At 71.0% G+C, this 24404-nt stretch carries 20 protein-coding genes and 1 riboswitch; of the genes, 11 read left to right on the top strand and 9 right to left on the bottom strand.

Going from position 1 to position 24404, the window contains the following annotated elements; genetic code table 11:
• Window positions 1-7: 7 nt before the first annotated feature.
• The 3 genes from BLU79_RS33435 to BLU79_RS33425 all read right to left on the bottom strand — a co-directional run bounded on the left by BLU79_RS33435 (window position 8) and on the right by BLU79_RS33425 (window position 1631).
• Complete coding sequence (locus BLU79_RS33435; protein WP_093909722.1) at window positions 8-364, bottom strand: hypothetical protein; 357 nt, start codon at window positions 362-364, stop codon at window positions 8-10.
• Between the two features lie 344 nt (window positions 365-708).
• A complete protein-coding gene (locus tag BLU79_RS33430; protein ID WP_093909721.1) occupies window positions 709-945 on the bottom strand; it encodes a hypothetical protein in 237 nt (78 codons plus the stop codon).
• Between the two features lie 134 nt (window positions 946-1079).
• Window positions 1080-1631 (bottom strand): DUF6082 family protein, encoded by a 552-nt coding sequence (locus BLU79_RS33425; protein WP_093909720.1) that lies wholly within the window; start codon window positions 1629-1631, stop codon window positions 1080-1082.
• A gap of 321 nt (window positions 1632-1952) precedes the next feature.
• Between BLU79_RS33425 and BLU79_RS33420 the strand changes: the two genes are divergently transcribed.
• Window positions 1953-3071 (top strand): CobW family GTP-binding protein, encoded by a 1119-nt coding sequence (locus BLU79_RS33420; protein WP_093909719.1) that lies wholly within the window; start codon window positions 1953-1955, stop codon window positions 3069-3071.
• Between the two features lie 48 nt (window positions 3072-3119).
• Here the strand turns inward: BLU79_RS33420 and BLU79_RS33415 are convergent, their stop codons facing one another.
• On the bottom strand, window positions 3120-5576 hold the full coding sequence (locus tag BLU79_RS33415; RefSeq protein ID WP_093909718.1) for a DNA gyrase/topoisomerase IV subunit A: 2457 nt from the start codon (window positions 5574-5576) through the stop codon (window positions 3120-3122).
• 395 nt (window positions 5577-5971) lie between these two features.
• Here BLU79_RS33415 and BLU79_RS33410 point away from each other — a divergent pair, with 395 nt between their 5' ends.
• From BLU79_RS33410 to BLU79_RS33395, 4 genes are all read left to right on the top strand, one after another.
• On the top strand, window positions 5972-7315 hold the full coding sequence (locus BLU79_RS33410) for a M16 family metallopeptidase (protein WP_093909717.1): 1344 nt from the start codon (window positions 5972-5974) through the stop codon (window positions 7313-7315).
• Complete coding sequence (locus tag BLU79_RS33405) at window positions 7312-8700, top strand: M16 family metallopeptidase (protein ID WP_093909716.1); 1389 nt, start codon at window positions 7312-7314, stop codon at window positions 8698-8700. Before BLU79_RS33410 ends, BLU79_RS33405 begins: the two co-directional genes overlap by 4 nt.
• A gap of 214 nt (window positions 8701-8914) precedes the next feature.
• A riboswitch (cyclic di-AMP (ydaO/yuaA leader) is annotated at window positions 8915-9079 on the top strand.
• Window positions 9080-9091: 12 nt separating this feature from the next.
• Window positions 9092-9877, top strand: coding sequence for a M23 family metallopeptidase (locus BLU79_RS33400; protein ID WP_093909715.1), 786 nt, complete (start codon window positions 9092-9094; stop codon window positions 9875-9877).
• A gap of 253 nt (window positions 9878-10130) precedes the next feature.
• A complete protein-coding gene (locus tag BLU79_RS33395; protein WP_093909714.1) occupies window positions 10131-10826 on the top strand; it encodes a GntR family transcriptional regulator in 696 nt (231 codons plus the stop codon).
• A gap of 177 nt (window positions 10827-11003) precedes the next feature.
• On the opposite strand, the gene BLU79_RS33390 is transcribed toward BLU79_RS33395, so the two are convergent.
• The gene (locus BLU79_RS33390; RefSeq protein WP_016432192.1) at window positions 11004-11285 is read right to left on the bottom strand and encodes an HPr family phosphocarrier protein; all 282 of its coding nucleotides are present in this window, start codon (window positions 11283-11285) and stop codon (window positions 11004-11006) included.
• Window positions 11286-11462: 177 nt separating this feature from the next.
• Here BLU79_RS33390 and BLU79_RS33380 point away from each other — a divergent pair, with 177 nt between their 5' ends.
• The 4 genes from BLU79_RS33380 to BLU79_RS33365 all read left to right on the top strand — a co-directional run bounded on the left by BLU79_RS33380 (window position 11463) and on the right by BLU79_RS33365 (window position 16904).
• Window positions 11463-14309 carry a bifunctional acetate--CoA ligase family protein/GNAT family N-acetyltransferase gene (locus BLU79_RS33380; RefSeq protein WP_093909713.1) on the top strand — a complete coding sequence of 949 codons (2847 nt, stop codon included), beginning with the start codon at window positions 11463-11465 and terminating at the stop codon, window positions 14307-14309.
• Window positions 14310-14383: 74 nt separating this feature from the next.
• Window positions 14384-14980 (top strand): DUF5998 family protein, encoded by a 597-nt coding sequence (locus BLU79_RS33375; RefSeq protein WP_093909712.1) that lies wholly within the window; start codon window positions 14384-14386, stop codon window positions 14978-14980.
• Window position 14981: 1 nt separating this feature from the next.
• On the top strand, window positions 14982-16175 hold the full coding sequence (locus BLU79_RS33370; RefSeq protein WP_093909711.1) for an alkaline phosphatase family protein: 1194 nt from the start codon (window positions 14982-14984) through the stop codon (window positions 16173-16175).
• Between the two features lie 81 nt (window positions 16176-16256).
• Complete coding sequence (locus BLU79_RS33365; RefSeq protein WP_093909710.1) at window positions 16257-16904, top strand: thymidine kinase; 648 nt, start codon at window positions 16257-16259, stop codon at window positions 16902-16904.
• A gap of 41 nt (window positions 16905-16945) precedes the next feature.
• On the opposite strand, the gene BLU79_RS33360 is transcribed toward BLU79_RS33365, so the two are convergent.
• Window positions 16946-17749 carry a VOC family protein gene (locus BLU79_RS33360; protein WP_093909709.1) on the bottom strand — a complete coding sequence of 268 codons (804 nt, stop codon included), beginning with the start codon at window positions 17747-17749 and terminating at the stop codon, window positions 16946-16948.
• Window positions 17750-18044: 295 nt separating this feature from the next.
• On the opposite strand from BLU79_RS33360, the gene BLU79_RS33355 reads away from it, so the two are divergent.
• Window positions 18045-18896, top strand: a complete 852-nt coding sequence (locus BLU79_RS33355) for a sulfurtransferase (RefSeq protein WP_093909708.1) — start codon at window positions 18045-18047, stop codon at window positions 18894-18896.
• Window positions 18897-19004: 108 nt separating this feature from the next.
• On the opposite strand, the gene sepH is transcribed toward BLU79_RS33355, so the two are convergent.
• From sepH to BLU79_RS33340, 3 genes are all read right to left on the bottom strand, one after another.
• A complete protein-coding gene (sepH, locus tag BLU79_RS33350) occupies window positions 19005-20039 on the bottom strand; it encodes a septation protein SepH (protein ID WP_093909707.1) in 1035 nt (344 codons plus the stop codon).
• Between the two features lie 463 nt (window positions 20040-20502).
• A complete protein-coding gene (locus BLU79_RS33345; protein WP_093909706.1) occupies window positions 20503-21822 on the bottom strand; it encodes a D-arabinono-1,4-lactone oxidase in 1320 nt (439 codons plus the stop codon).
• Window positions 21782-23020 (bottom strand): MFS transporter, encoded by a 1239-nt coding sequence (locus tag BLU79_RS33340; protein ID WP_093909705.1) that lies wholly within the window; start codon window positions 23018-23020, stop codon window positions 21782-21784. Before BLU79_RS33340 ends, BLU79_RS33345 begins: the two co-directional genes overlap by 41 nt.
• A gap of 248 nt (window positions 23021-23268) precedes the next feature.
• On the opposite strand from BLU79_RS33340, the gene BLU79_RS33335 reads away from it, so the two are divergent.
• The gene (locus BLU79_RS33335; RefSeq protein WP_093909704.1) at window positions 23269-24396 is read left to right on the top strand and encodes a ferrochelatase; all 1128 of its coding nucleotides are present in this window, start codon (window positions 23269-23271) and stop codon (window positions 24394-24396) included.
• Window positions 24397-24404: the final 8 nt, after the last annotated feature.

Below are 24404 nucleotides of genomic sequence, written 5' to 3'. Positions count from 1 at the left end.
CCCAAGTTCATGAGGTGTTCAAGCCGCCCTCGGCGGTGCCCGCGGCGTGGAGCAGCGGGTAGGGCCGCAGGGAGTGCGGCATGTGCTCCGCCCCGGAAGCCGGCGTCATGGAAGCCGCAGCGCGTGCGCGGGTCGTGACGGGCCGCTGAGGGGACAGGGCGGCGGCACTGTGGGCGTGCAACAGCGGCAACCCCGCCCCGAGCGCGATGGCCGCGGTCGACCGGCTCACCCGTACGGGCAGAGAACGCCTCCGCGTCGCGCCGTGAGGGAAGGAGTCGGTGCAGCTCAGGGCGGTGCTGCTGCGCGACGGATCGGGAGTGGGCCCGCCGGTGGCCATCTGGGAGATGGCATGCTTGATCTGCACTGGACTGGCTCCTGGTAAGGGAGATGCTGGTGTACTCCCGCCGCTCCCCGTCAGGCCTAGGAAACCTGGGGAGCGGCGGCTGTCTTGTGTCGCCGTGCGGTAGCGCGAGAAGTCCGTGATCGGGGCTGGCGGTTCACCAACGATCTTGAAGATGCCGCAGGCGGGCGGCCTGAGAGACGCGTGTGGCCTGGTGCCGTTCTGGCGCCAGGCCTCATCGGTGGAGATCGAGCAGTGACGGGGTGCCGGCTGCTCGCCGGGTCAGTGGTCCGGCTCGCTCAACGGTTGCGTGCGGCCGGGGAGCGTTACGGTACGAGTCTGGGTGGACGCGTGCTCGTGCGGTGGACTCAGGCGTCGGGGATGTCTGCCTTGGCGCGGATAAGAGTCTCCCGGCTGACGATGACGATGCGCTCGTAGTCGGCGCGGGAGGCGTCGGCGGGCAGTTCCTGCTCCAGAGCTTCCGTGGCCTCGGTGCCGATGACGGCGAAGTTGCCGTCGCTCAGCTCGAACAGGTCCGGGCAGTTGGCTCCCGAGGCACTGCCACGGGCACTGGGAGGCACACCGATGCGGCGCACGATCTTCAAGGGGCTACCGATCCTTACGAGAGGTTGGTGTTCGGCAGCACGTTACTGGGATTGCAGGGGCCCGAGCCTATGCGTCGGCAAAAGTCACTCTGCTCGTGTCGGTGCATTGACCGGTGCCTTCATCGCTTGGTTGATCAAGCCGGCGGCGGGTTGCCCACCACCCACCACTCCTCCGTATCGGCCTCGTCGAGATCCTTGATGAGGCCGTCGACCATACGCCCGATCCGAGCCTCGTCGGACGAGTGCTTCAGGGTGGCGCGCTGCCCCTTCGACGCCTCCCAGTACTCGCGCATCAGCGGATTCTGGAAGAGCTCGCGCGCGTGCCCGTAGAACTCCTCCTGGTCGAGCAGTCCCGCTCGATAGAGGTGGTAGAGGTTGATGTACCAGGCGTTGGCATAGAAGTACTGCCGCCGCTTCTCCGCCGGAATGCCCGGGTCGTAGGTGTCGATCACGGCGGCCAGGGAAGGGTGGTCGATCGCCCGGGACAGCAACTCCCAATGCATGCGCTGCTGGTGTGCCAGAGCCCTGCGCCGGGAGGCGAGTTCCTCGAGCTCCAGACGCCTCACCTGCAGCCGCTCCGTTTCAAGGCGCCGCTGGCGCGCGGCCAGCGTCAGACCGGCGGTGGCGAGCATCAGACCGGCCGCGGCGGAGCCCAGCCTCCTCGCGGCGTTCTTCTTTGTGGCCATGTCAACCCCCGAATCAGGCGGCCGTCCGCCGGTCGTCGGGGTGCGGGTCGACTGGAGGGGACCGGCGAGCGATGGGCGGCGCTTGCCGTCTCCCAGAGTGCCGAGCGGCTCTGATCGGCGGGGGAGGCGGAGAGGAGGCGCACGGAGGGAAGCGAGGGTCGCACACTCCGGCGCCTTGCCCAACGTCTGCCCGGCAAGTGCTGCTAACAATCGTTCACTTCGCGGAGATTCTTCCGGCTCGTATCCTGGGTCGGCATTCAATCCTCATACATGTGCCGAGCCGCGAGCCGGTGCACCCGTCGGCGTGAGAGAGGTCGCACGTTGAGTCAGCCGAGCCAGGGGCCGCAGCAGATTCCGGTCGTCGTACTCGCCGGATTCCTGGGCTCCGGCAAGACCACGCTCCTCAACCACCTCCTCCACCGCAGCGGCGGCACCCGCATCGGCGCCGTCGTCAACGACTTCGGTGCCATCGAGATCGACGCCATGGCCGTCGCCGGCGCGCTCGGCGACTCCACCGTCTCCCTCGGCAACGGCTGCCTGTGCTGCGCGGTCGACGCCAGTGAGCTGGACGTCTACCTGGAGCGGCTCGCCCGGCCGTCCACCGGCATCGACGTCATCGTCATCGAGGCCAGCGGGCTCGCCGAGCCGCAGGAACTCGTGCGCATGGTGCTCGCCAGTGAGCATCCGGGCATCGTGTACGGCGGGCTCGTCGAGGTCGTCGACGCCGTCGAGTTCGACGACACGCGCGCGAAGCACCCCGAGATCGACCGGCACCTCGCCCTTGCCGACCTCGTCGTCGTCAACAAGCTCGACCGGACGGCGGACGGTGAGCGCGTCCTCCGGCTGGTCCGCGAGCTCACCGACCGCGCCGCCGTCGTCCCCGCCACCTACGGCCGGATCGACCCCGAGTTCCTCTTCGAGTGCAGGCCCAGCGAGGAGCGCATCGGGCAGCTGTCCTTCGACGACCTGCACGAGCACCACGATGACCACGACCCTCACGGTGACCACGACCCTCACGGTGACCACGAGGCTCACGAGGCCCGGAAAGCTCACACCGGCCATCTGCACACCGGCTACGACAGCCTGTCCTTCACCTCCGAAGTCGCCCTCGACCCCCGCCGGTTGATCGCCTTTCTCGACACCAGGCCCGAGGGGCTGTACCGGATCAAGGGGTACGTCGACTTCGGGCCGAACGACGTGCGCAACCGGTACGCCGTCCACGCCGTGGGCCGGTTCCTCCGCTTCTACCCGGAGCCCTGGGCGCCCGCCGACACACGCCTCACCCAGCTCGTCCTCATCGGCTCCGGCATCGACGCGTCCGCTCTCCGCAAGGAGCTGGAGGCCTGCAAGAGCGACGCCCCACACGCCGACGAGCAGGGCATGTGGGGCGTTCTGCGCTATGTGCGGGACCCGGAGGCAGCGGTCTTCGAGGAGGCCTAGGACGGCCGACCTGTGCCGAAGCCCAGGACGGTCGGCCTTCGAAGTGGCTTAGAACGGCCCCGCCACCACCGCCACCGTCTTCGGCAGTGACACGCCCGAGCCGTCGCGGCGCGGGTCCATCTCCGGGAGGTCGGCAGGGGTGCCGTTCTTCTGCGCGGCCCGCGCCGGGGCGGCACCCGCCCAGGCCACGGACAGGCAGTCCTCGCCCTTCAGGAACCGCTGGCAGCGCACGCCTCCCGTGGCGCGGCCCTTGCGGGGGTACTGGTCGAACGGGGTCAGCTTGGCGGTCGTCTGGACGGAGTCGTCCAGCGTGCCGCGCGAGCCGGCGACCGTGAACACCACCGCGTCGGCCGCCGGGTCGACCGCGGTGAAGGAGATGACCTTCGCGCCCTCGGTGAGCTTGATTCCTGCCATGCCACCGGCGGGACGGCCCTGCGGGCGGACCTGCGCTGCCTGGTAGCGCAGCAGTTGTGCGTCGTCCGTGATGAAGACCAGGTCCTCCTCACCGGTGCGCAGCTCGACCGCGCCGACGATGCGGTCGCCCTCCTTGAGGGTGATGACCTCCAGCTCCTCCTTGTTGGACGGGTAGTCGGGCACCACACGCTTGACGACGCCCTGTTCCGTGCCGAGCGCCAGGCCCGGGGAGGACTCGTCGAGCGTGATCAGGCAGACCAGAGTCTCGCCGTCCTCGAGGGAGATGAACTCCGACACCGGAGCGCCGCCCGAGAGGTTCGGTCTCGACGCCGTCTCCGGCAGCTGGGGTAGATCGATGACGTTGATGCGCAGCAGACGGCCGGTGGAGGTCACTGCGCCCACCTCGCCGCGAGCCGTGGCCGATACGGCCGAGACGATCACGTCGTGCTTGGTACGCCGCGCCGCGCCGTCCTCCGCGAAGGGGTCACCGTTCGCCGTACGGGCCAGCAGACCCGTCGAGGACAGCAGCACCCGGCACGGGTCGTCCGCCACCTGCAGCGACACGGCGGCGACCGGGGCGCCCGCCGACTCCAGCAGGACCGTACGCCGCTCCGTGCCGAACTTCTTGGCCACCGCGGCCAGTTCGGTGGAGACCAGCTTGCGCAGCTCCGTGTCCGAGTCCAGGATCCGGGTCAGCTCGGCGATCTCCTGGTTGAGCCGGTCCTTCTCCGCCTCCAGCTCGATGCGGTCGTACTTGGTGAGACGACGCAGCGGAGTATCGAGGATGTACTGCGTCTGGATCTCGCTCAGCGAGAAGCGCTCCATCAGGCGCTCCTTCGCCTGCGCGGAGTTCTCGCTGGACCGGATCAGACGGATGACCTCGTCGATGTCCAGCAGCGCCGTGAGCAGGCCCTCGACCAGGTGCAGGCGGTCGCGGCGCTTGCCGCGGCGGAACTCGCTGCGGCGCCGGACGACCTCGAAGCGGTGGTCGAGGTAGACCTCCAGGAGTTCCTTGAGACCCAGGGTGAGGGGCTGGCCGTCGACCAGCGCGACGTTGTTGATGCCGAAGGACTCCTCCATCGGCGTCAGCTTGTACAGCTGCTCCAGGACCGCCTCCGGCACGAAGCCGTTCTTGATCTCGATGACCAGGCGCAGGCCGTGCGCGCGGTCGGTGAGGTCCTTGACGTCGGCGATGCCCTGGATCTTCTTCGAGCCGACCAGGTCCTTGATCTTGGCGATCACCTTCTCCGGACCGACCGTGAAGGGCAGCTCGGTGATGACCAGGCCCTTGCGGCGGGCGGTCACCGTCTCGACCTCGACCGTGGCGCGGATCTTGAAGGTGCCGCGGCCCGTCTCGTAGGCGTCCCGGATGCCGGAGAGGCCGACGATCCGGCCACCGGTGGGCAGGTCGGGGCCGGGGACGTGCTTCATCAGGGTGTCCAGATCCGCGTTCGGGTAGCGGATCAGATGGCGGGCCGCCGAGATGACCTCGGCGAGGTTGTGCGGCGGCATGTTCGTGGCCATGCCGACGGCGATGCCGGACGCGCCGTTGACGAGGAGGTTCGGGAAGGCGGCGGGCAGGGCCACCGGCTCCTGCTCCTGGCCGTCGTAGTTGGGGGTGAAGTCGACCGTGTCCTCGTCGATCGACTCGGTCATCAGGCTCGTCGCCTGGGCCTGCCGGCACTCGGTGTACCGCATGGCGGCCGGCGGGTCGTCGTTGCCCAGCGAGCCGAAGTTGCCGTGGCCGTCGACGAGCGGCACGCGCATGGAGAACGGCTGGGCCATGCGCACCAGGGCGTCGTAGATCGACGCGTCGCCGTGCGGGTGCAACTTACCCATGACCTCGCCGACCACGCGCGCGCACTTCACATACCCGCGGTCGGGGCGCAGCCCCATCTCGTTCATCTGGTAGACGATGCGGCGGTGCACCGGCTTGAGGCCGTCCCGGGCGTCGGGCAGGGCTCGGGAGTAGATGACCGAGTACGCGTACTCGAGGAAGGAGCCCTGCATCTCGTCGACGACGTCGATGTCGAGGATCCGCTCCTCGAACGAGTCGTCGGGCGGCGGGGTCTTCGTGCTGCGGCGGGCCATCGCTGCCGGCTCCTTGCTGAAGCGTTGACGGGATCTGACGCGGACCATTGTGGACCGCGGCACTGACAACCACCGACCAGGACCCGATGTTGGGTTCCCACCCGGCGTCCGAGAAGTGTCACCGACGCACGCACCGACCTGCGACCGAGGGTGCGCGGACCGACGTGTGCGGCGGCCGTTCGGCGAAGGCAAGCCCGCGCCGCGCGGCCGTTCACTCGCCGGAGTGATCGAGCGCCGTTCTGCCCGGGCCGCACCCGCCCATGTTCACCCTCGTATAGGCACGGCGTTCTGACCGGGAACTTCGCCGACCCTTCGGACGCTGCATACAGTGGCAGGAGCTTAAGTCGAACTGCTCGACACAACGCAGCGCACGCGACCGGAAGGACACCTTGCCCATGGGTCACACGGCCACACCGGAGGCACAATCCGGCGGCCTCACCGCGACGGAGCACCGCCTGGCCAACGGCCTGCGCGTGGTGCTCTCCGAGGACCACCTCACGCCGGTCGCCGCGGTCTGCCTCTGGTACGACGTCGGCTCCCGCCACGAGGTCAAGGGCCGTACCGGACTCGCCCACCTCTTCGAGCACCTCATGTTCCAGGGCTCGAGCAGCGTGAAGGGCACGGGCCACTTCGAGCTCGTCCAGGGCGCGGGCGGATCGCCGAACGGCACGACCAGCTTCGAGCGCACCAACTACTTCGAGACCATGCCCGCCCACCAGCTGGAGCTCGCGCTCTGGCTGGAGGCCGACCGCATGGGCAGCCTCCTGGTGGCGCTCGACGAGGAGGGCCTGGAGAACCAGCGGGACGTCGTCAAGAACGAGCGCCGCCAGCGCTACGACAACGTCCCGTACGGCACCGCCTTCGAGAAGCTGACCGCGCTGTCGTACCCGGACGGACACCCGTACCACCACACCCCGATCGGCTCGATGGCCGACCTGGACGCGGCCAGCCTGGAGGACGCCCGCGCGTTCTTCCGCACCTACTACGCGCCCAACAACGCCGTCCTGTCGATCGTCGGCGACATCGACCCGGAGCAGACGCTCGCCTGGGTCGAGAAGTACTTCGGCACCATCCCGGCCCACGACGGCAAGCCCGAGCCACGCGACGGCTCGCTGCCCGAGATCATCGGCGAACAGCTGCGCGAGGTCGTCGAGGAGAACGTCCCCGCGCGCGCGATGATGGCCGCCTACCGGCTCCCGCAGGACGGCACGCGCGAGTCCGACGCGGCCGACCTCGCGCTGACGGTCCTCGGCGGCGGCGAGTCCTCGCGCCTCTACAACCGGCTCGTACGCCGCGACCGTACGGCCGTGGCGGCCGGGTTCGGTCTGCTGCGCCTGGCCGGTGCGCCCTCCCTGGGCTGGCTGGACGTGAAGACCTCCGGCGATGTCGAGGTCCCCGTGATCGAGGCCGCCGTCGACGAGGAGCTCGCCCGCTTCGCGGCGGACGGCCCCACCGCCGAGGAGATGGAGCGCGCGCAGGCCCAGCTGGAGCGCGAGTGGCTGGACCGGCTCGGCACCGTGGCGGGCCGCGCCGACGAACTGTGCCGGTACGCCGTCCTGTTCGGCGACCCGCAGCTCGCGTTCACCGCCGTACAGCGCGTCCTCGACGTCACCGCCGAGGAGGTCCAGGCGGTCGCGAAGGCCCGTCTGCGCCCCGACAACCGCGCGGTGCTCGTGTACGAGCCGACCCCGGCCGAGGACGCCGAGACCACCGACGAGAACGAGGAGTCGGCGCAGTGACCGAGCTCGCCAGCATGGAGTTCCACCCGCAGCCCCAGGCCGGCGAGGCCCGGCCCTGGGCGTTCCCGGCACCCGAGCGGGGCAAGCTGGACAACGGCCTGACGGTCCTGCGCTGCCACCGCCCCGGCCAGCAGGTCGTAGCCGTCGAGGTGCTCCTGGACACACCCCTGGACGCCGAGCCGAAGGGCCTCGACGGCATCGCCACGATCATGGCGCGTGCCTTCTCCGAGGGCACCGACAAGCACACGGCGGAGGAGTTCGCCGCGGAGCTGGAGCGCTGCGGCGCCACGCTCGACGCGTACGCCGACCACCCCGGCGTCCGCGTCAGCCTCGAAGTGCCCGTCTCCCGCCTGCCCAAGGCACTCGGCCTGCTCGCCGACGCCCTCCGGGCGCCCGCGTTCGACGACGCCGAGGTCGAGCGCCTGGTGAACAACCGGCTCGACGAGATCCCGCACGAGATGGCCAACCCCTCGCGCCGCGCCGCCAAGGAGCTCTCCAAGGAGCTGTTCCCGGCGACCTCGCGGATGTCCCGCCCGCGCCAGGGCACCGAGGAGACGGTCTCGGGCATCGACTCCGCGGGCGTACGCGCCTTCTACGAGCGGCACGTCCGCCCCGCCACCTCCACCGTCGTGGTCGTCGGCGACCTCACCGGCGTCGATCTCGACGCCCTGCTCGGCGACACCGTCGGCGCCTGGACGGGCTCCCCGGCCGAGCCGCGGCCCGTCCCGCCGGTGATCGCGGACGACACCGGCCGCGTCGTCATCGTGGACCGCCCCGGTTCCGTCCAGACGCAGCTGCTGATCGGCCGGATCGGCGCCGACCGGCACGACCGCGTGTGGCCCGCGCAGGTGCTCGGCACGTACTGCCTCGGCGGCACCCTCACCTCCCGCCTGGACAAGGTCCTGCGCGAGGAGAAGGGCTACACCTACGGTGTGCGCGCGTTCGGGCAGGTCATGCGCTCCGCCCCGGACGGCACGGGCGCGGCGATGCTGGCCATCAGCGGCTCCGTCGACACTCCGAACACCGGTCCCGCGCTGCAGGACCTCTGGACGGTGCTGCGGGGCGTCGCCGACGGTGGCCTCACCGACGCCGAGCGGGACTTCGCCGTGCAGAACCTCGTCGGGGTGGCGCCGCTGAAGTACGAGACCGCCGCCTCCGTGGCGAACACGCTGGCCGACCAGGTCGAGCAGCACCTGCCCGACGACTACCAGGCGACGCTGTACCAGCAGCTCGCCGCGACCGGCACCGTCGAGGCCACCGCCGCGGCCGTGAGCGCCTTCCCGGCGGACCGTCTGGTGACGATCCTCGTCGGCGACGCGGCCGAGATCCGGGAGCCCGTCGAGGCCCTCGGTATCGGTGAAGTCACCGTCGTGTCGGCCGAGTAGAGGACCGACACAGCGCCGGGCGACGGCACGCGCGCGTAGGGGCCCTGGTGACCGGAGAGTCACCAGGGCTCCCTTATGCCCGAATTGAGGGAGAGGTTGCCTGTCTGGTCTGTGGGATGCGCTACAAAAGCTGGGATCCGTTTGGGGATTGAAAGATGTCCCGCTTAGCGTCTTCCGGGCTGTCCGTCAGGCAGTGCGCCGCGTCCGCGGCACCGGACAGCCATCGCCGAGTCCCCCTATGGCGCGAGCCAGGGGAGCCGGGGACCCACCCGTAGTCCCTGGGGTGAATCGGACGCCCGCGCGAACGCGAGGGGGCCCGTAGGAGACCTTCCTGCTCCGAACCCGTCAGCTAACCCGGTAGGCGAGAGGGAAGGAAAGGACCAGCCACTTCATGGCGTTCAGCTGCGCCACCGGGACGAGTCGTCCCACCGGGAAGCACCGTCGTCCCAGCCGGATCGAGCGCTCCACGGCCCGTGCGGCGGGAGTCGCCGCTCTCACCGCGACCGGCGTCATAGGCACCCTGGCCGCCCCCGCGCTCGCCGCGGAGCCCGCCGCCGAGCAGACCGGCCTCATCCCCGTCATCAGCGTCGACAACTCGATCGCCGACCAGATCGACGCCCAGGCGGCCGCGCAGGAGCAGGCCGCCAAGGAGGCCGCGGCCCTGAAGAAGGCCGCCCAGGAGGCCGCGCGCAAGAAGGCGGCCGAGAAGGCCGAGCAGGAGCGCGAGGCCAAGGAGCGCGCCGCCCGCGAGGCCGAGCGCAAGCGCCTGCTGTCCTACATCGCCCCGATCTCCGGCTCGTACGTCTCCACCGGCTACAAGGCCGGCGGCGCCGTCTGGTCCTCCGGCAGCCACACGGGCGTCGACTTCCACGCCGCCAGTGGCACGTCCGTCCACGCGGTCGGCTCCGGCACCGTCGTGGAGGCCGGCTGGGGCGGGTCGTACGGCAACCAGGTCGTGATCAAGATGAATGACGGCACGTACACCCAGTACGGCCACATGTCGTCCATCGGCGTCTCTGTGGGCCAGACCGTCACCCCCGGCCAGCAGATCGGCCTGTCCGGCGCCACCGGCAACGTCACCGGACCTCATCTGCACTTCGAGGCCCGCACCACGGCGGAGTACGGCTCCGACATCGACCCCGTCTCCTATCTCCGCTCGCACGGCGTGAACCTCTGACGCCTCCACGCGCGCGTGCGGCGCTCGACGCCCCCGTGATCGTCTGACGACGGACACTCGGCTCCGCCAAGCGCACTCCGCTCCCAGAAGCCCCGGCTCCCCGAGCCGGGGCTTTCGGCGTTTCGCACCACTTGCTGTCCAAAAAATATCCATGGATTCCGGCCCGCCGTCGGAAATTCCGGCCGGTTGCAATAGAGTCACTGAACACACGTCATTCGTCGACGTTTCACGGGGATTAAGGCGGAGGTCGGTCATGCGTATTCCGGCGCATTCGGTGTGCACGGCGATCCGGGACGACATCGTCGCCGGTGTCTACGAGCGTGGCGGCCGGCTCACCGAGGAACTCCTCGCGCGCCGCTACGGCGTCTCCCGCGTCCCCGTCCGGGAGGCCCTGCGCACCCTGGAGGCGGAGGGCTTCGTGGTGACCCGGCGGCACGCGGGCGCCTGCGTCGCCGAACCGACCGAGCAGGAGGCCGCCGACCTGCTGGAGATGCGCACCCTCCTGGAGCCGCTCGGCGCCGCCCGGGCCGCACAGCGGCGCACCGAGGCCCATCTGAAGGTGCTGCGCGGCCTGGTCAGGCTGGGCCAGGAGCGGGCCAGGCGCGGAAACAGCGAGGATCTGCGCTCCCTGGGCGGCTGGTTCCACGAGACGCTGGCCCAGGCCTCCGGCAGCCCCGCGCTGACCTCGATGCTGACCCAGCTGCGCCACAAGATCGCCTGGATGTACGCCGTGGATTCGTCGGCCAACCCCGCGGAGTCCTGGACCGAGCACGGCGCGATCGTGGACGCGGTGGCGCGCGGCGACAGTGAACGAGCCCGCGCGATCACGGCGCTGCATACCGAGCGCGCGACCTCCGCCCACCGGCTGCGGTTCGGCTCCGGCGGTGATCGCGCGGAGCGTGTGAGGAATTCGCAACATCCCGTAAACATGCCGAGCCTGCGGCATTAACAAGGGCGCCGTATACAAAGAGGAGAAATTCGGTGGCGGGGAATTTCTGCTGCCCTTTTTCAGGTGTGCGGCCTCGCGTCGTGAATTCCATGGGAGCTTCCTGAAAACACTGAAGCCGCGCCCGCCGGAAAGGCGGACGCGGCTTCACCGTTTGCTACGGAGACCCGCTCAGGTCATTCAGACCGTCTCGGGCAGCTCCTCGAGGCCCTCGGAGACCAGCTTCGCGAGGCGGTCGAGCGCGGCGTCCGCGCCCTCGGCGTCGGAGGCGAGGACGATCTCCTCGCCGCCCTGGGCGCCCAGGCCCAGAACAGCCAGCATGGAGGCCGCGTTGACGGGGTTGCCGTCGGCCTTGGCGATCGTCACCGGGATACCTGCGGCCGTGGCGGCCCGGACGAAGATGGAAGCGGGGCGGGCGTGGAGGCCCTCGGCCCAGCCGACGTTGACGCGGCGCTCAGCCATGTGATGCTGCCCTTCGGTGTTCAGGGTTGTCTAGACCAGTTTCCCACACCCGTGAAGCATGCCGGGAGGGACAAATCGTCCCCCTCAGGTGACTGTCGGGTCGCGGCCTCGACCCGTCATACGTCCTCCACAGACTGCCTCGCGCCGTTGTCGTACGCGAGCCGTACTCTGGGCCCCATGCAGAGCGCCTCGGACCGGCACGAGTACCCCGCCCACTGGGAAGCCGACGTGGTGCTGCGCGACGGCGGCACCGCGCGCATCCGCCCCATCACCGTTGATGACGCCGAGCGCCTGGTCAGCTTCTACGAGCAGGTGTCGGACGAGTCGAAGTACTACCGCTTCTTCGCGCCCTACCCGCGACTGTCCGCGAAGGACGTCCACCGCTTCACGCACCACGACTTTGTGGACCGGGTGGGACTCGCGGCCACGGTGGGCGGCGAGTTCATCGCAACCGTACGCTACGACCGGATCGGCGCCGACGGAATGCCCGCGTCGGCACCCGCCGACGAGGCCGAGGTCGCCTTCCTCGTCCAGGACGCCCACCAGGGGCGCGGCGTCGCCTCCGCCCTCCTCGAACACATCGGCGCGGTCGCACGCGAGCGTGACATCCGCCGCTTCGCCGCCGAGGTGCTCCCCGCCAACACCAAGATGATCAAGGTGTTCACGGACGCCGGATACACCCAGAAACGCAGCTTCGAGGACGGCGTCGTCCGCCTGGAGTTCGACCTGGAGCCGACCGACCGCTCGCTCGCCGTGCAGTACGCGCGCGAGCAGCGCGCCGAGGCCCGGTCCGTGCGGCGGCTGCTGGTGCCCGGTTCCGTCGCCGTCATCGGAGCCGGCCGCACGCCCGGCGGGGTGGGCCGCGGCGTCCTGGGCAACATCAGGGAGGCCGGGTTCACGGGGCGGGTGTACGCCGTGAACAGGGCGTTCCCGGAGGACCTCAAGGAGCTCGACGGGGTGCCCGCGCACCGCTCCGTGCGGGACATCGAGGAGCACGTCGACCTCGCGGTGGTCGCCGTGCCCGCCGAGTACGTCCCCGAGGTGGTCACCGAGTGCGGCGAGCACGGCGTGCAGGGGCTGGTCGTGGTCTCCGCCGGGTACGCCGAGAGCGGTCCCGACGGCCGCGAGCGGCAGCGCGAACTCGTACGGCACGCGCGTGCGTACGGCATGCGCATCATCGGGCCGAACGCCTTCGGGATCATCAACACCGCCGCCGATGTCCGACTGAACGCCTCACTGGCGCCCCAGATGCCCCGCCCGGGCCGGATCGGCCTGTTCGCGCAGTCCGGAGCGATCGGGATCGCGCTGCTGTCGCGGCTGCACCGACGGGGCGGCGGGGTGACCGGGGTCACCGGTGTGTCCACCTTCGTCTCGTCCGGCAACCGGGCCGACGTGTCCGGCAACGACGTCCTTCAGTACTGGTACGACGACCCGGACACCGAAGTCGTCCTGATGTACCTGGAGTCCATCGGCAACCCGCGCAAGTTCACCCGCCTCGCCCGGCGCACCGCCGCGGCGAAACCCCTGGTCGTCGTCCAGGGCGCGCGGCACGGCGGCGCGGCGCCGCAGGGGCACGCCGTACGGGCCACGCGGCTGCCGCACGCCACGGTGTCCGAGCTGCTGCGGCAGGCCGGGGTGATCCGGGTCGACACGATCACCGAGCTGGTGGACGCGGGGCTGCTGCTCGCCCGTCAGCCGCTGCCGGCCGGACCGCGCGTGGCGATCCTCGGCAACTCCGAGTCGCTGGGGCTGCTGACCTACGACGCCTGCCTCTCCGAGGGGCTGCGCCCGCTGCCGCCACTGGATCTGACCACGGGGGCGTCGGCGGCGGACTTCCACGCGGCGTTGTCGCGCGCGCTCGCCGACGAGACGTGTGACGCGGTCGTCGTCACCGCCATACCCGCGATCGGCGATGCCACGACCGGTGACGCCGAGCTGGCGGAGGCCCTGAGGTCGGCGGCCGAGCGGATGCCGGGCAAGCCGGTGCTGGTGGTGCACGTGGAGCTGGGCGGGCTCGCCGAGGCCCTGTCGGCCGCGGCCAGCACCGCACCACGGGTGAGCGCGAAGTCACCCGGCGCCGCCCTCCGTCCCCACCCCTTCCGCCCCCTCGACTTCCTGCCCGAGACACCGCCCGAGCAGCCGGACACCTCGGAGAGCCCCACGCGCCTCATCCCCGCCTACCCCGCGGCCGAGCGCGCCGTCCGCGCCCTCGCCGAGGCCGTCAACTACTCCCAGTGGCGACGCGAGGCGGCCGACCCCGGCAAGGTGCCCGAGTACGAGGACATCGACGAGAGGGGGGCCGCCCAGCTGATCGACGGGCTGCTCGCGCGCGGGCAGGGGCTCACGCTCGGCACCGACGAGACCTGTGACCTGCTCGGGAAGTACGGCATCCAGGTGCACCGCGCCCTGCACGCACCCACCCCCGACGCCGCCGCAGACGCCGCCCGCACCCTCGGCTACCCCGTCGCCCTCAAGGCCACCGCCCCCCATCTGCGGCACCGCGCCGACCTCGGCGGCGTCCGGCTCGATCTCACGGACGAGGAGCAACTGCGGCGGGCGTACGCAGAGTTGACCGCGCTGTTCGGGAAGCCGGAGGAACTGCGCCCGGTCGTGCAGAGCATGGCGCCACGCGGCGTGGACACCGTCGTACGGGCCGTGATCGACCCGGCGGCCGGCGCCGTGCTGTCCTTCGGGCTCGCCGGAGCGGCCTCGCAGTTGCTCGGGGACACGGCGCACCGGCTGATTCCGGTCACCGACCGCGAGGCGACCTCGATCGTCCGGTCGATCCGGACGGCACCGCTCCTGTTCGGCTGGCGCGGCTCCGCACCCGTCGACACCCCCGCCCTGGAGGAACTGCTGCTACGGGTGTCGCGGCTGGTCGACGATCACCCGGAGGTCGTCGCGGTCACCCTGGAGCCGGTCGTCGTCGCCACGCACGGCCTGAGCGTGCTCGGTGCCTCCGTGCGGCTCGCACCGCCGCCCGCCCGCGACGACCTGGGCCCGCGCACGCTGCCCGTCTACTGACCCGCTGCCCGTCCCCTGAGACGTCCGCGCGGACAGCGCCGAGCGGTGCCTCGCAGTCAGTGCGCCCCCGTAGGATGGACGTCATGGCCAAGACCAGTACGACGACCCAGGGGCTGCGAGCGGCGATCGAGCGCAGCGGCTACTACCCGGCCCTCGTGGCCGAGGCGGTGGAGGCCGCTGTAGGCGGCGACGCCATCCGGTCGTACCTGGTCCACCAGGAGACGACGTTCGACCAGAACGAGGTGCGGCGGCACGTCACCGTCCTCGTCCTCACCGGCAACCGCTTCATCGTCAGCCACACCGACGAGCAGGCCGCGGACAGCACCTCCCCGACGCCGTACGCCACGACGTCCACGGAATCCGTGAAGCTCGGCCGGATCTCGTCGGTCGTGGTCAGCCGTGTCGTCGCCAACCCGGAGCAGTACAGCCCGGGCACGCTGCCCCGCGAGGTCGTGCTGACCATCGGCTGGGGTGCCGTCTCCCGTATCGACCTGGAGCCCGCCGCCTGCGGCGACCCCAACTGCGAGGCCGACCACGGCTACACGGGCAGCTCCACGGCGGACGACCTCAGCCTGCGTGTCAGCGAGGCCGGTGACGGCCCGGAGACGGTGCGCCAGACGCTCGCCTTCGCGCAGTCGCTCTCCGAGGCGACGGCGGACGTCGCCCACTGAGATGATCCAATCCACCGCCTGGGACTCCCACCCGGAACCTCTCGCCGTCGACTCCGCGCCTCCCCCCGAGTACGGCAGCGGCTCACTCGCCGACCTGCTGCCCACACTGGCCGCCGGCATGGCCGTACCGGGCATGACCGCCGCGATCCCCGAGCTGACCCCCGCCGACCGGAACTGCGTGTTCCTGATCGACGGCCTCGGCTGGGAGCAGCTGAAGGCGCACCCGGACGAGGCCCCCTTCATGAGCTCGCTGCTCAGCAGCTCCCGCGGCGGCACCGGACGCCCGATCACCGCCGGCTACCCGGCGACCACCGCGACCTCCCTCGCCTCCGTCGGCACCGGCCTGCCACCGGGCGCGCACGGCCTGCCCGGATACACCGCGCGCAACCCGGCGACCGGCGAGCTGATGAACCAGCTGCGCTGGAAGCCGTGGACGTCACCGCATGTCTGGCAGCCCTATCCCACCGTTTTCGAGCTGGCACAGCAGGCGGGTGTGCACGCGGCCCAGGTGTCGTCGCCCACCTTTCAGAACACCCCGCTGACCAAGGTCGCGCTGAGTGGAGGAACGTTCCACGGGCGGCTGACCGGCGAGGACCGCATGGATCTCGCGGCCGAACAACTGGCCGAGGGCGACCGCTCCTTGGTCTACACCTACTACGCCGAACTGGACGGCGCCGGCCACCGCTACGGCGTCGAATCGGACACCTGGCGCGGCCAGCTCATGTACGTCGACCGCCTCGTCCAGCGCCTCGCCGAGCAGCTCCCGCCGCACAGCGCGCTCTACGTCACCGCCGACCACGGCATGATCGACGTGCCCTTCGACGAGGAGCACCGCATCGACTTCGACGAGGACTGGGAGCTGCGCGCCGGCGTCGCCCTGCTGGGCGGCGAGGGCCGGGCGCGGCACGTGTACGCGGTGCCCGGCGCCGCGCAGGACGTCCTGACCTGCTGGCGCGAGGTGCTCGGCGAGCAGTTCTGGGTGGCCTCGCGGGACGAGGCGATCGCGGCGGGCTGGTTCGGGCCGCGGATCGACGAGCGGGTTTACGACCGCCTGGGCGACGTGGTCGCGGCCGCGCGGGACGACGTCCTGATCATCGCGTCCGAGCGGGAGCCGAAGGAGTCGGCGATGGTCGGCAACCACGGCTCGATGACCCCCGCCGAGCAGTTCGTCCCCCTGCTCGAAGTACGCTCCTGAAGCGTCCCTCAGTCCCTCCGCCCCACCTGCCAAGTCCGCTCCGTTCAGTCCTCCCGGTTGCCGAAAGGTGCTCAACTCAACATGCCCGAGCTGGTGTTCTTCTCCGGAACGATGGACTGCGGGAAGTCGACGCTGGCTCTCCAGATCGAGCACAACCGTTCGGCGCGTGGTCTGCAGGGCATCATCTTCACGCGGGACGACCGTGCGGGGGAGGGCAAGCTGTCCTCCCGGCTCGGCCTGGTCACCGACGCGGTGGAGGTCGAGGACGGCAGGGACCTGTACGCCTACATCGTCGACCACCTCTCCCGAGGCGGCCGCGCCGACTACGTCATCGCCGACGAGGCGCAGTTCCTCGCGCCGCAGCAGATCGACCAACTCGCGCGCGTGGTCGACGACCTGGGCCTCGATGTCTACGCCTTCGGCATCACGACCGACTTCCGCACCAAGCTGTTCCCCGGCTCCCAGCGCCTGGTGGAACTCGCCGACCGCGTCGAGGTGCTCCAGGTCGAGGCCCTGTGCTGGTGCGGCGCCCGCGCCACCCACAACGCCCGCACGATAGGCGGCGAGATGGTCGTCGAGGGCGCCCAGGTGGTCGTCGGCGACGTCAACCAGGCGGACGCGGTCGGCTACGAGGTCCTGTGCCGCCGTCACCATCTCCGCCGTATGACGGCGGCCGGCGCACGCGCCGCGGCGCTGTCACCCGACGTCCTGCCGGTGCAGCCGGCCTGAACCGCCGTTCCGTCCGGCAGCCGGCCCCGCTCCCGGGCGCGTCAACGCGGATTCTCGATGAGGGAGAACCGAGCCCCCTCCGGGTCCGACACCGTCGCCACGCGGCCATGGGCGCTGTCGTGGGCCGGTTTGATGACGTGACCGCCGAGGTCGACGATCCGGGCCACCGTCTCGTCCGTGTCGGCGACTTCGAAGTACGTCACCCAGTGCGGGCCCCGGTCGCGGGGCAGGGCGTTGCCGACGCCGTGGATGCCGGCGACCGGCCGGCCGCCGATGTGCAGGGTGACGTAGTCGAAGTCGGCGGAGACCACCGGCTCCTCCTCATAGGCGAACACGCTCTCGTAGAACTTGGCGACGTTCACGGACTCGAAGGTCAGCAGCTCGTTCCAGGCCGGGGTGCCGGGCACGCCCGTGACCGCCGTGCCCAGATGGGCCGCCGCCTGCCAGATGCCGAAGACCGCGCCGGCCGGGTCGGAGCAGATCGCCATCCGGCCTGCCTCGGCGGCGTCCAGGGGCCCCACCCCGACCGTGCCGCCGCACAGCCGTACCGTCTCGGCGGTCAGATCCACGTCGTTCGAGGCGAGATACGGCGTCCAGGCGATGGGGAGGTGGCGGTCGGGCGGCAACTGGCCGATGCCGGCCACCTCATGGCCGTTCAGCAGGGCCCGCACATAGGGGCCGAGTTGCTGGGGGCCGGGCTGGAACTCCCAGCCGAACAGCGCGCCGTAGAAGTCCTCGGTCGCGGCCAGCCCGTGCACCATCAGGCTCACCCAGCTGGGCGTGCCGGGCGCGTGCCGGGCGTGCGTCGCGCCGTTCGGGCCGGCCGACCCCCGTGCCTCGGTCATCGTCACTCTCTCCTCGGTCCCTCGCGGTGGCCGTGTCGCTTCCGCTGTCCGGACCCCCGTGCCGATGCTCGCACCAGCCGTGGCCGCGCGCGCTGCGGGCGCGCCGCGCAGGACGGCCGGTGCCCGGAGGATGCCCGGTGTGCGATTTACCGCCCGTTTCCGTGCGATTGACGACGGACGTCGATCGGCTGTACAGCATGTGCCCGGTCCCGTACGCCTCGTGATCGGGCCTGTCCGGCGGGCAGAGTATCCGGAGCGGGCCGATGCGGCCACCCCGTGCGCAAGGATGGTGGCCATGAACGCCATCATCTCCGCATCCGAACTCGCGAGCGCGCTGGCGGGCGAGAACCCGCCACTGCTCCTCGACGTCCGCTGGCAGCTGAGCCTGGCCAAGACGCCCGGCGAGCCGCCGTTCGACGGCCGCACCGCGTACGAGGCCGGGCACATCCCCGGCGCGGTCTATGTCGACCTGGATCGCGAACTGGCCTCCGCCCCCGGTGCGCGCGGCCGTCACCCGTTGCCGGACCTGGCCGAATTCGGCGCGGCGATGCGGCGCGCGGGCGTGTCGTCCGGGACGCCGGTCGTCGTGTACGACGGTGGGCAGGGCTGGGCGGCGGCCCGGGCGTGGTGGCTGCTGAGCTGGACGGGGCACCCGGATGTGCGGGTCCTCGATGGTGGGCTGGCGGCCTGGGAGGGGCCGCGGGAGACGTCCGTACCGACTCCGGCGGAGGGCGACTTCGATCCCGCGCCGGGACCGACGGGTCTGCTCGACGCCGACGGCGCCGCGGCGCTCGCCCGTTCAGGGGTGCTGCTGGACGCCCGTGCGGGGGAGCGGTACCGCGGTGAGGTCGAGCCGATCGACCCGGTGGGCGGCCACATCCCGGGCGCGGTGTCCGCACCCACGAACGACAACGTCGGCGCCGACGGCCGCTTCCTCGCCGCCGAGGAACTCCGGTCCCGCTTCAAGGCGGTGGGCGCCTCCGAGGGCACCGAGGTCGGCGTGTACTGCGGCTCGGGTGTCTCCGCCGCTCACGAGGTGCTGGCCCTGGCGGTCGCGGGGATTCCGGCGGCGCTGTACGTCGGTTCCTGGTCGGAGTGGTCGTCGGATGCGTCCCGGCCGGTGGCTGTGGGGCCGGATCCGCAGTAGGGCAGGGCGCCACACGGCCCGAACGGCACGAGGGCCGCGTTGCGAACAACGCGGCCCTCGTCGTCGTACGGCCGAATCCACAGCCGTACGACCCACTCCTTCTGCTGCCTACTCCTGCTTCTTCCTGCGCGTCCCGAACACGATCTCGTCCCAGCTCGGGACGGCGGCCCGGCGGCCCGGGCGGACGCCGTCCGCTTCTGCCTGACGGTCCGTGGAGCCGATGAGGCGGTCGCGGTGGCTGCCGACGGAGCGGGGCATGAGGACGTCCGCGTAGGCGGAACCGGCCGAGGCGGCGGGGGCGGGAGGTTCCTCCGCCTCCGGTTCGGCGGGGGGCTCCTCCGCGACCGGCTCCGCGGGGCGCTCCGGTACCACCAGGTCGCCACGGAAGCTGGGCACCGCCTCCAGCAGGCTGGTCAGCGAGTCCCGTTCCTCCGTGGTCTCCTCGACCGGCTCGGAGGCCTGGGCCGGCAGGCTCGGCCGCGCGGTCTCGAGAGCGCGGTCCATCGAGCGCTCGCGCGGGAGCCGGGCGATCCGTGGCACGAACGGGAAGCTGGGCTCCGGCGCGGCGAGGTCGTCGGACTCGCCGATCAGCGAGCGCGCCTCGTCGTCGACGGCCTGGACGAGCCGCCGGGGCGGGTCGTACGTCCAGCTGGCCGAGTGCGGTTCGCCCGCGACCAGGTAGACCAGCAGGACCTCCCAGGTGCCGTCGTCGCGGCGCCACGAGTCCCACTGGGCGGTGTCCTTGTCGGCGCCGCGCAGCAACAGCCGCTCCTGGACGGCCTCGCCGAGCTGCGGACCGGCGTTCTCACCGGGCCGGCGGACGGGCGTCTTGCGGGCGCGTTCGGCCATGAAGGCCCGCTCCGCGAGGACGGGGCCCTCGAAGCGACGTACCCGGTCGACAGGGATGCCGGCGAGCTGCGCGACCTCCTCGGCCGTCGCACCCGCTCGTATACGCGCCTGGATGTCACGCGGGCGGAGATGGCTCTCCACCTCGATCTCGATCTGGCCGAGGCGGGGCCGATCGCCGCGCACAGCGGCGCGCAGCCGCTCGTCGATCGGAAGGGTGTACTCCGTCGCGTCGGCAGCCTTGAGCACCAGCCGTGTGCCGTCATTCGAGACGGCCACGACACGCAGTTCGGGCATGGGGACCTCCCGGGTGGTGCCTGCCGACGTCACGTGCGTCGCTGCTTCCGCTAGTCGAGTGTGGCCTGCCCGGGTGCAGCCTGCCACAACCTTGCCGAGTTGCCCGGCGTGTCGGGCACGGGCCCTGGATCGCCGTTATGGCACGGTTACCTATTCGCAACGCTAAGTGACCAACTCCGTCACCCTGTGCAACTAGCCCCCTCCCGGCGGTCCTTGAAGGCCACGGACGCCCTGGCGGGAGACCGGACCCAGGGCTCGCAACAGTACTCCATTTGGGCCACGTGCGTGGATTGGCACGCCGCCCAACTTCTGGCAAGAAGCGTGACTCGGCCGTCCGTTGAGCGGTTATCCGATCTTTTACGTGGCGCACTTCACGCAATCCGCAGAAACGGAACTAATGGTTTCGTGCGTACGTCCCCCTGCCGCGCGGTTGGTCGAACGGCTGGATCGGGCCGGTCCGGCGCTATGCCCCCAACACCCTTCGCAGGTAGTCGTTCTGGAACCGGCGGTCGGGGTCCAGTCGGTCCCGCAGGGCGGCGAACTCGCCGAAGCGTGGGTACACCTGGCCGAAGTACTCGGCGTCCCGCGTGTGCACCTTGCCCCAGTGCGGCCGCCCCTCGTGCGCGGTGAAGATCCGCTCGGCGGCGGTGAAGTACCGCTGGAACGGGGTGCCCTTGACCATGTGGACGGCGATGTAGGCGCTGTCGCGGCCCGAGGCGGTGGACAGCGTGATGTCGTCGGCGGGGGCGGTGCGCACCTCGACCGGGAAGCTGACCCTGAGGCCGGAGCGCTCGACCATGGCCTTGAGCTCGCGCAACGTCTCGACGACGGCCGCGCGTGGGACGGCGTACTCCATCTCCACGAAGCGCACCCGGCGCGGCGATGTGAAGACCTTGTACGGGATGTCGGTGTAGGTCCGCGACGACAGGGCCTTGCTGGAGATCTGGGCGATCGCGGGGATCGTGGCGGGCGCCGCGCGGCCGACCCACTGGGCCACCTGGAAGACGCCGTTGGAGAGGAACTCGTCCTCGAACCAGCCCTGGAGCTGGGATACCGGCTTCTCGGGGCCCGCGCTGCGGTTGTTGCGCTTGGTGTTGGTGTTGCCGGTGTGCGGGAACCAGTAGAACTCGAAGTGCTCGTTCTCGGCCCAGAGTTCGTCGAACTCGGCGAGGACCTTGTCGATGGGCATCGGCTCCTCACGCGCGGTGAGCAGGAAGACGGGCTCCACCGCGAAGGTGATCGCGGTGACGATGCCGAGTGCGCCGAGGCCGATGCGGGCGGCCGCGAAGACTTCCGGGTTCTCCTTCTCGGAGCAGGCAAGTACCGAGCCGTCGGCGGTGACCAGCTCCAGTCCCTTGATCTGGGCGGCGATCGAGGCCGAGTCGCGGCCGGTGCCGTGCGTACCGGTGCTGGTGGCGCCGGAGACCGTCTGCTCCATGATGTCGCCCATGTTCGTGAGCGACAGGCCCTCGCGCGCCAGGGCCAGGTTGAGTCTCTTGAGCGGAGTGCCGGCCTCGACCGTGACGGTCATGGCCTCGCGGTCAATGTTGCGGATGCCGGTCAACAGTTGAGGGCGGATCAACACGCCGTCGGTGGCGGCAATGGACGTGAAGGAATGCCCGCTGCCGACCGCCTTCACCTTCAGGCCGTCCTCGGCGGCCCGGCGTATCGCCGCCGACAACTCGTCGACCGAGGCCGGAGTGACCTCCCGCGCGGGGCGGGCGGCGACATTGCCGCCCCAGTTACGCCACGTGCCGTTCTTCCCGCTCGCTGTGCTGCTCAACGGTGCCTCCCCGACCCGGCGCCGGCCTGCTGAGCCGGCGGTACCCCAGGAAACCGACCGCGACCGCGACGGCACCGGACACCGCCGGAACCCCGTACCCGGCGTCCGCACCGGCCGCGTCGATCACCAGGCCGGCCACGGAGGAGCCGAGCGCGACCCCGACCGCGAGCCCGGTGCTCACCCAGGTCATGCCCTCGGTCAGTTGCGCGCGTGGTACGTGCTCTTCGATCAGGGACATGGTGGTGATCATCGTGGGAGCGACGGCCATGCCCGAGACGAACAGCGCCACGGCCAGAAACGGCAAGTTTCCGACCAGTAGGAGGGGGATCATACTCACGGCCATCGCGCATATGCCCAGCAGCCAGCGAGGTTCGGGCGCCCCCTTGAAGCGCAACAGCCCGAAGACGAGTCCCGCCGCGCAGGAGCCCGCCGCGTACAGCGCGAGGACCACACTCGCGGCGCTCTTGTGCCCCTGCTCGTCCGCGAAGGCGACGGTGACCACGTCGACCGACCCGAAGATCGCTCCGGTCGCCACGAAGGTGGCCACCAGGACCTGCAGCCCCGGGGCGCGCAGGGCGGAGCTGCCGCTGTTTCGCTCACGCGGATGCGGCGCGGGCTCGGTGGACCGCTGCGCGGTCAGCCAGAAGACGCCGACCGCCAGGAAGCAGCCGGCGAGCAGCGGCCCGGCCTCCGGGAACCACGCCGTGGACAGGCCGATGGAGATGATCGGCCCGAAGATGAAGCACACCTCGTCCACCACGGACTCCAGCGAGTACGCGGTGTGCAGCTGAGGCGTCCCCCGGTACAGCGCGGCCCAGCGGGCCCGGGTCATCGCCCCGACGCTGGGCACGCAGCCGATGCCGACGCAGGCCACGAACAGCACCCAATCCGGCCACCCGTAGTGCGCGGCGAACAGCAGCACCGCCCCCGCGAGCAGCGAGATCAGCGTCGCCGGGCGGAGCACCCGCCGTTGCCCGTACTGGTCGACCAGTCGCGAGACCTGAGGGCCCGCCACCGCCGCGGCGAGCGCGATGGTGGCCGACAGGGCACCGGCGAGGCCGTACCGCCCGGTCAGCTGGGAGATCATCGTGACCACGCCGATGCCCATCATCGACAGCGGCATCCGGCCGAGGAAACCCGCGGCGGAGAAGGCCTTGCTGCCGGGGGCGGCGAACAGGGCGCGGTAGGGGCTGGGCACGGGGGTCTCCGGTCGGGCGGAAGCAGCTGGACGGCGGCGGCTCAGGCGAATGAGGGGCACAACGAGGGCACATCAGAAGCAACTCGGGGCAGCGCAACGGCAGTTCAGGGGCGACTCGGTAAGGCGCGTGGGTGGCCGATACAGCTTACGAGTTAGGTGACCCTAACGCACCTGTCCGGACGAATCGGGAACCCGGGTGGTCACCCCGCCGTTTCCCGGCTGTCAGTACCGGATGACAGGATCGATCCATGCCAGACGCGCGCCATGCCACCCCCTACGACGCCCTGCTCCTGCTCTCCTTCGGCGGCCCCGAGGGCCCGGACGACGTGATCCCGTTCCTGGAGAACGTCACCCGTGGGCGGGGCATCCCCAAGGAACGCCTGCAGGAAGTCGGCGAACACTACTTCCTGTTCGGCGGAGTCAGCCCCATCAACGACCAGAACCGCGCCCTGCTCGACGCCCTCCGCAAGGACTTCGCCGAGCACGGCCTGGATCTGCCGATCTACTGGGGCAACCGCAACTGGGCGCCGTACCTGACGGACACCCTGCGCGAGATGGTCGCCGACGGCCGGCGCCGCATCCTGGTCCTCGCCACCAGCGCCTACGCCTCCTACTCGGGCTGCCGCCAGTACCGCGAGAACCTCGCCGACTCGCTGGCCGCCCTGGAGGCCGAAGGCCTGGAGCTCCCCGAGATCGACAAGCTGCGGCACTACTTCAACCACCCCGGCTTCCTGGAGCCGATGATCGACGGCGTGCTGGAGTCCCTCGCCGACCTGCCCGAGGACGTCCGCGGTGGCGCGCACATCGCCTTCTCGACCCACTCGATCCCCAATGCCTCCGCGGACGCCTCCGGCCCCGTCGAGGACCACGGTGAGGGCGGCGCGTACGTCGAGCAGCACCTGGAGGTCTCCCGGCTGATCGCCGAGGCCGTCCGCGAGCGCACCGGCGTCGACCACCCCTGGCAGCTCGTCTATCAGTCCCGCTCCGGCGCCCCGCACATCCCGTGGCTGGAGCCCGACATCTGCGACCACCTGGAGGAGCGGCACGAGGCCGGCGCACCGGCCGTCGTCATCGCGCCCATCGGCTTCGTCTCCGACCACATGGAGGTCCTCTACGACCTCGACACCGAGGCCAAGGCCAAGGCCGAGGAGCTCGGGCTGCCGATGCGCCGCTCGGCCACCGTCGGCGACGACCCGCGGTTCGCCGCGGCGATCCGCGACCTCGTCCTGGAGCGCGCCGCGGTGGAGCGTGCCGAGGAGGTCACGCCGTGCGTCCTCGGCGGGCTCGGCGCGAGCCACAACCTCTGCCCGGTGGGCTGCTGCCCGGCCCGCGCGCCCAGGCCCGCCGCCGCGGGCGCCGACAGCCCCTACGCATGAGGAGCCCC

It is taken from the genome of Streptomyces sp. cf386, from assembly GCF_900103585.1.
In the GTDB taxonomy this organism is placed as follows: Bacteria; Actinomycetota; Actinomycetes; order Streptomycetales; family Streptomycetaceae; genus Streptomyces.
This window is presented reverse-complemented; position numbering and strand designations above follow the sequence as displayed.

What these genes read in the sequence shown, in the direction of transcription:
- BLU79_RS33425 (WP_093909720.1), bottom strand. Translation starts at nt 1,631, where the DNA reads ATGGCCACAAAGAAGAACGCCGCGAGGAGGCTGGGCTCCGCCGCGGCC.
- BLU79_RS33415 (WP_093909718.1), bottom strand. Translation starts at nt 5,576, where the DNA reads ATGGCCCGCCGCAGCACGAAGACCCCGCCGCCCGACGACTCGTTCGAG.
- BLU79_RS33410 (WP_093909717.1), top strand. Translation starts at nt 5,972, where the DNA reads ATGGGTCACACGGCCACACCGGAGGCACAATCCGGCGGCCTCACCGCG.
- BLU79_RS33400 (WP_093909715.1), top strand. Translation starts at nt 9,092, where the DNA reads ATGGCGTTCAGCTGCGCCACCGGGACGAGTCGTCCCACCGGGAAGCAC.
- BLU79_RS33395 (WP_093909714.1), top strand. Translation starts at nt 10,131, where the DNA reads ATGCGTATTCCGGCGCATTCGGTGTGCACGGCGATCCGGGACGACATC.
- BLU79_RS33390 (WP_016432192.1), bottom strand. Translation starts at nt 11,285, where the DNA reads ATGGCTGAGCGCCGCGTCAACGTCGGCTGGGCCGAGGGCCTCCACGCC.
- BLU79_RS33380 (WP_093909713.1), top strand. Translation starts at nt 11,463, where the DNA reads ATGCAGAGCGCCTCGGACCGGCACGAGTACCCCGCCCACTGGGAAGCC.
- BLU79_RS33375 (WP_093909712.1), top strand. Translation starts at nt 14,384, where the DNA reads ATGGACGTCATGGCCAAGACCAGTACGACGACCCAGGGGCTGCGAGCG.
- BLU79_RS33370 (WP_093909711.1), top strand. Translation starts at nt 14,982, where the DNA reads ATGATCCAATCCACCGCCTGGGACTCCCACCCGGAACCTCTCGCCGTC.
- BLU79_RS33365 (WP_093909710.1), top strand. Translation starts at nt 16,257, where the DNA reads ATGCCCGAGCTGGTGTTCTTCTCCGGAACGATGGACTGCGGGAAGTCG.
- BLU79_RS33360 (WP_093909709.1), bottom strand. Translation starts at nt 17,749, where the DNA reads ATGACCGAGGCACGGGGGTCGGCCGGCCCGAACGGCGCGACGCACGCC.
- BLU79_RS33355 (WP_093909708.1), top strand. Translation starts at nt 18,045, where the DNA reads ATGAACGCCATCATCTCCGCATCCGAACTCGCGAGCGCGCTGGCGGGC.
- sepH (WP_093909707.1), bottom strand. Translation starts at nt 20,039, where the DNA reads ATGCCCGAACTGCGTGTCGTGGCCGTCTCGAATGACGGCACACGGCTG.
- BLU79_RS33335 (WP_093909704.1), top strand. Translation starts at nt 23,269, where the DNA reads ATGCCAGACGCGCGCCATGCCACCCCCTACGACGCCCTGCTCCTGCTC.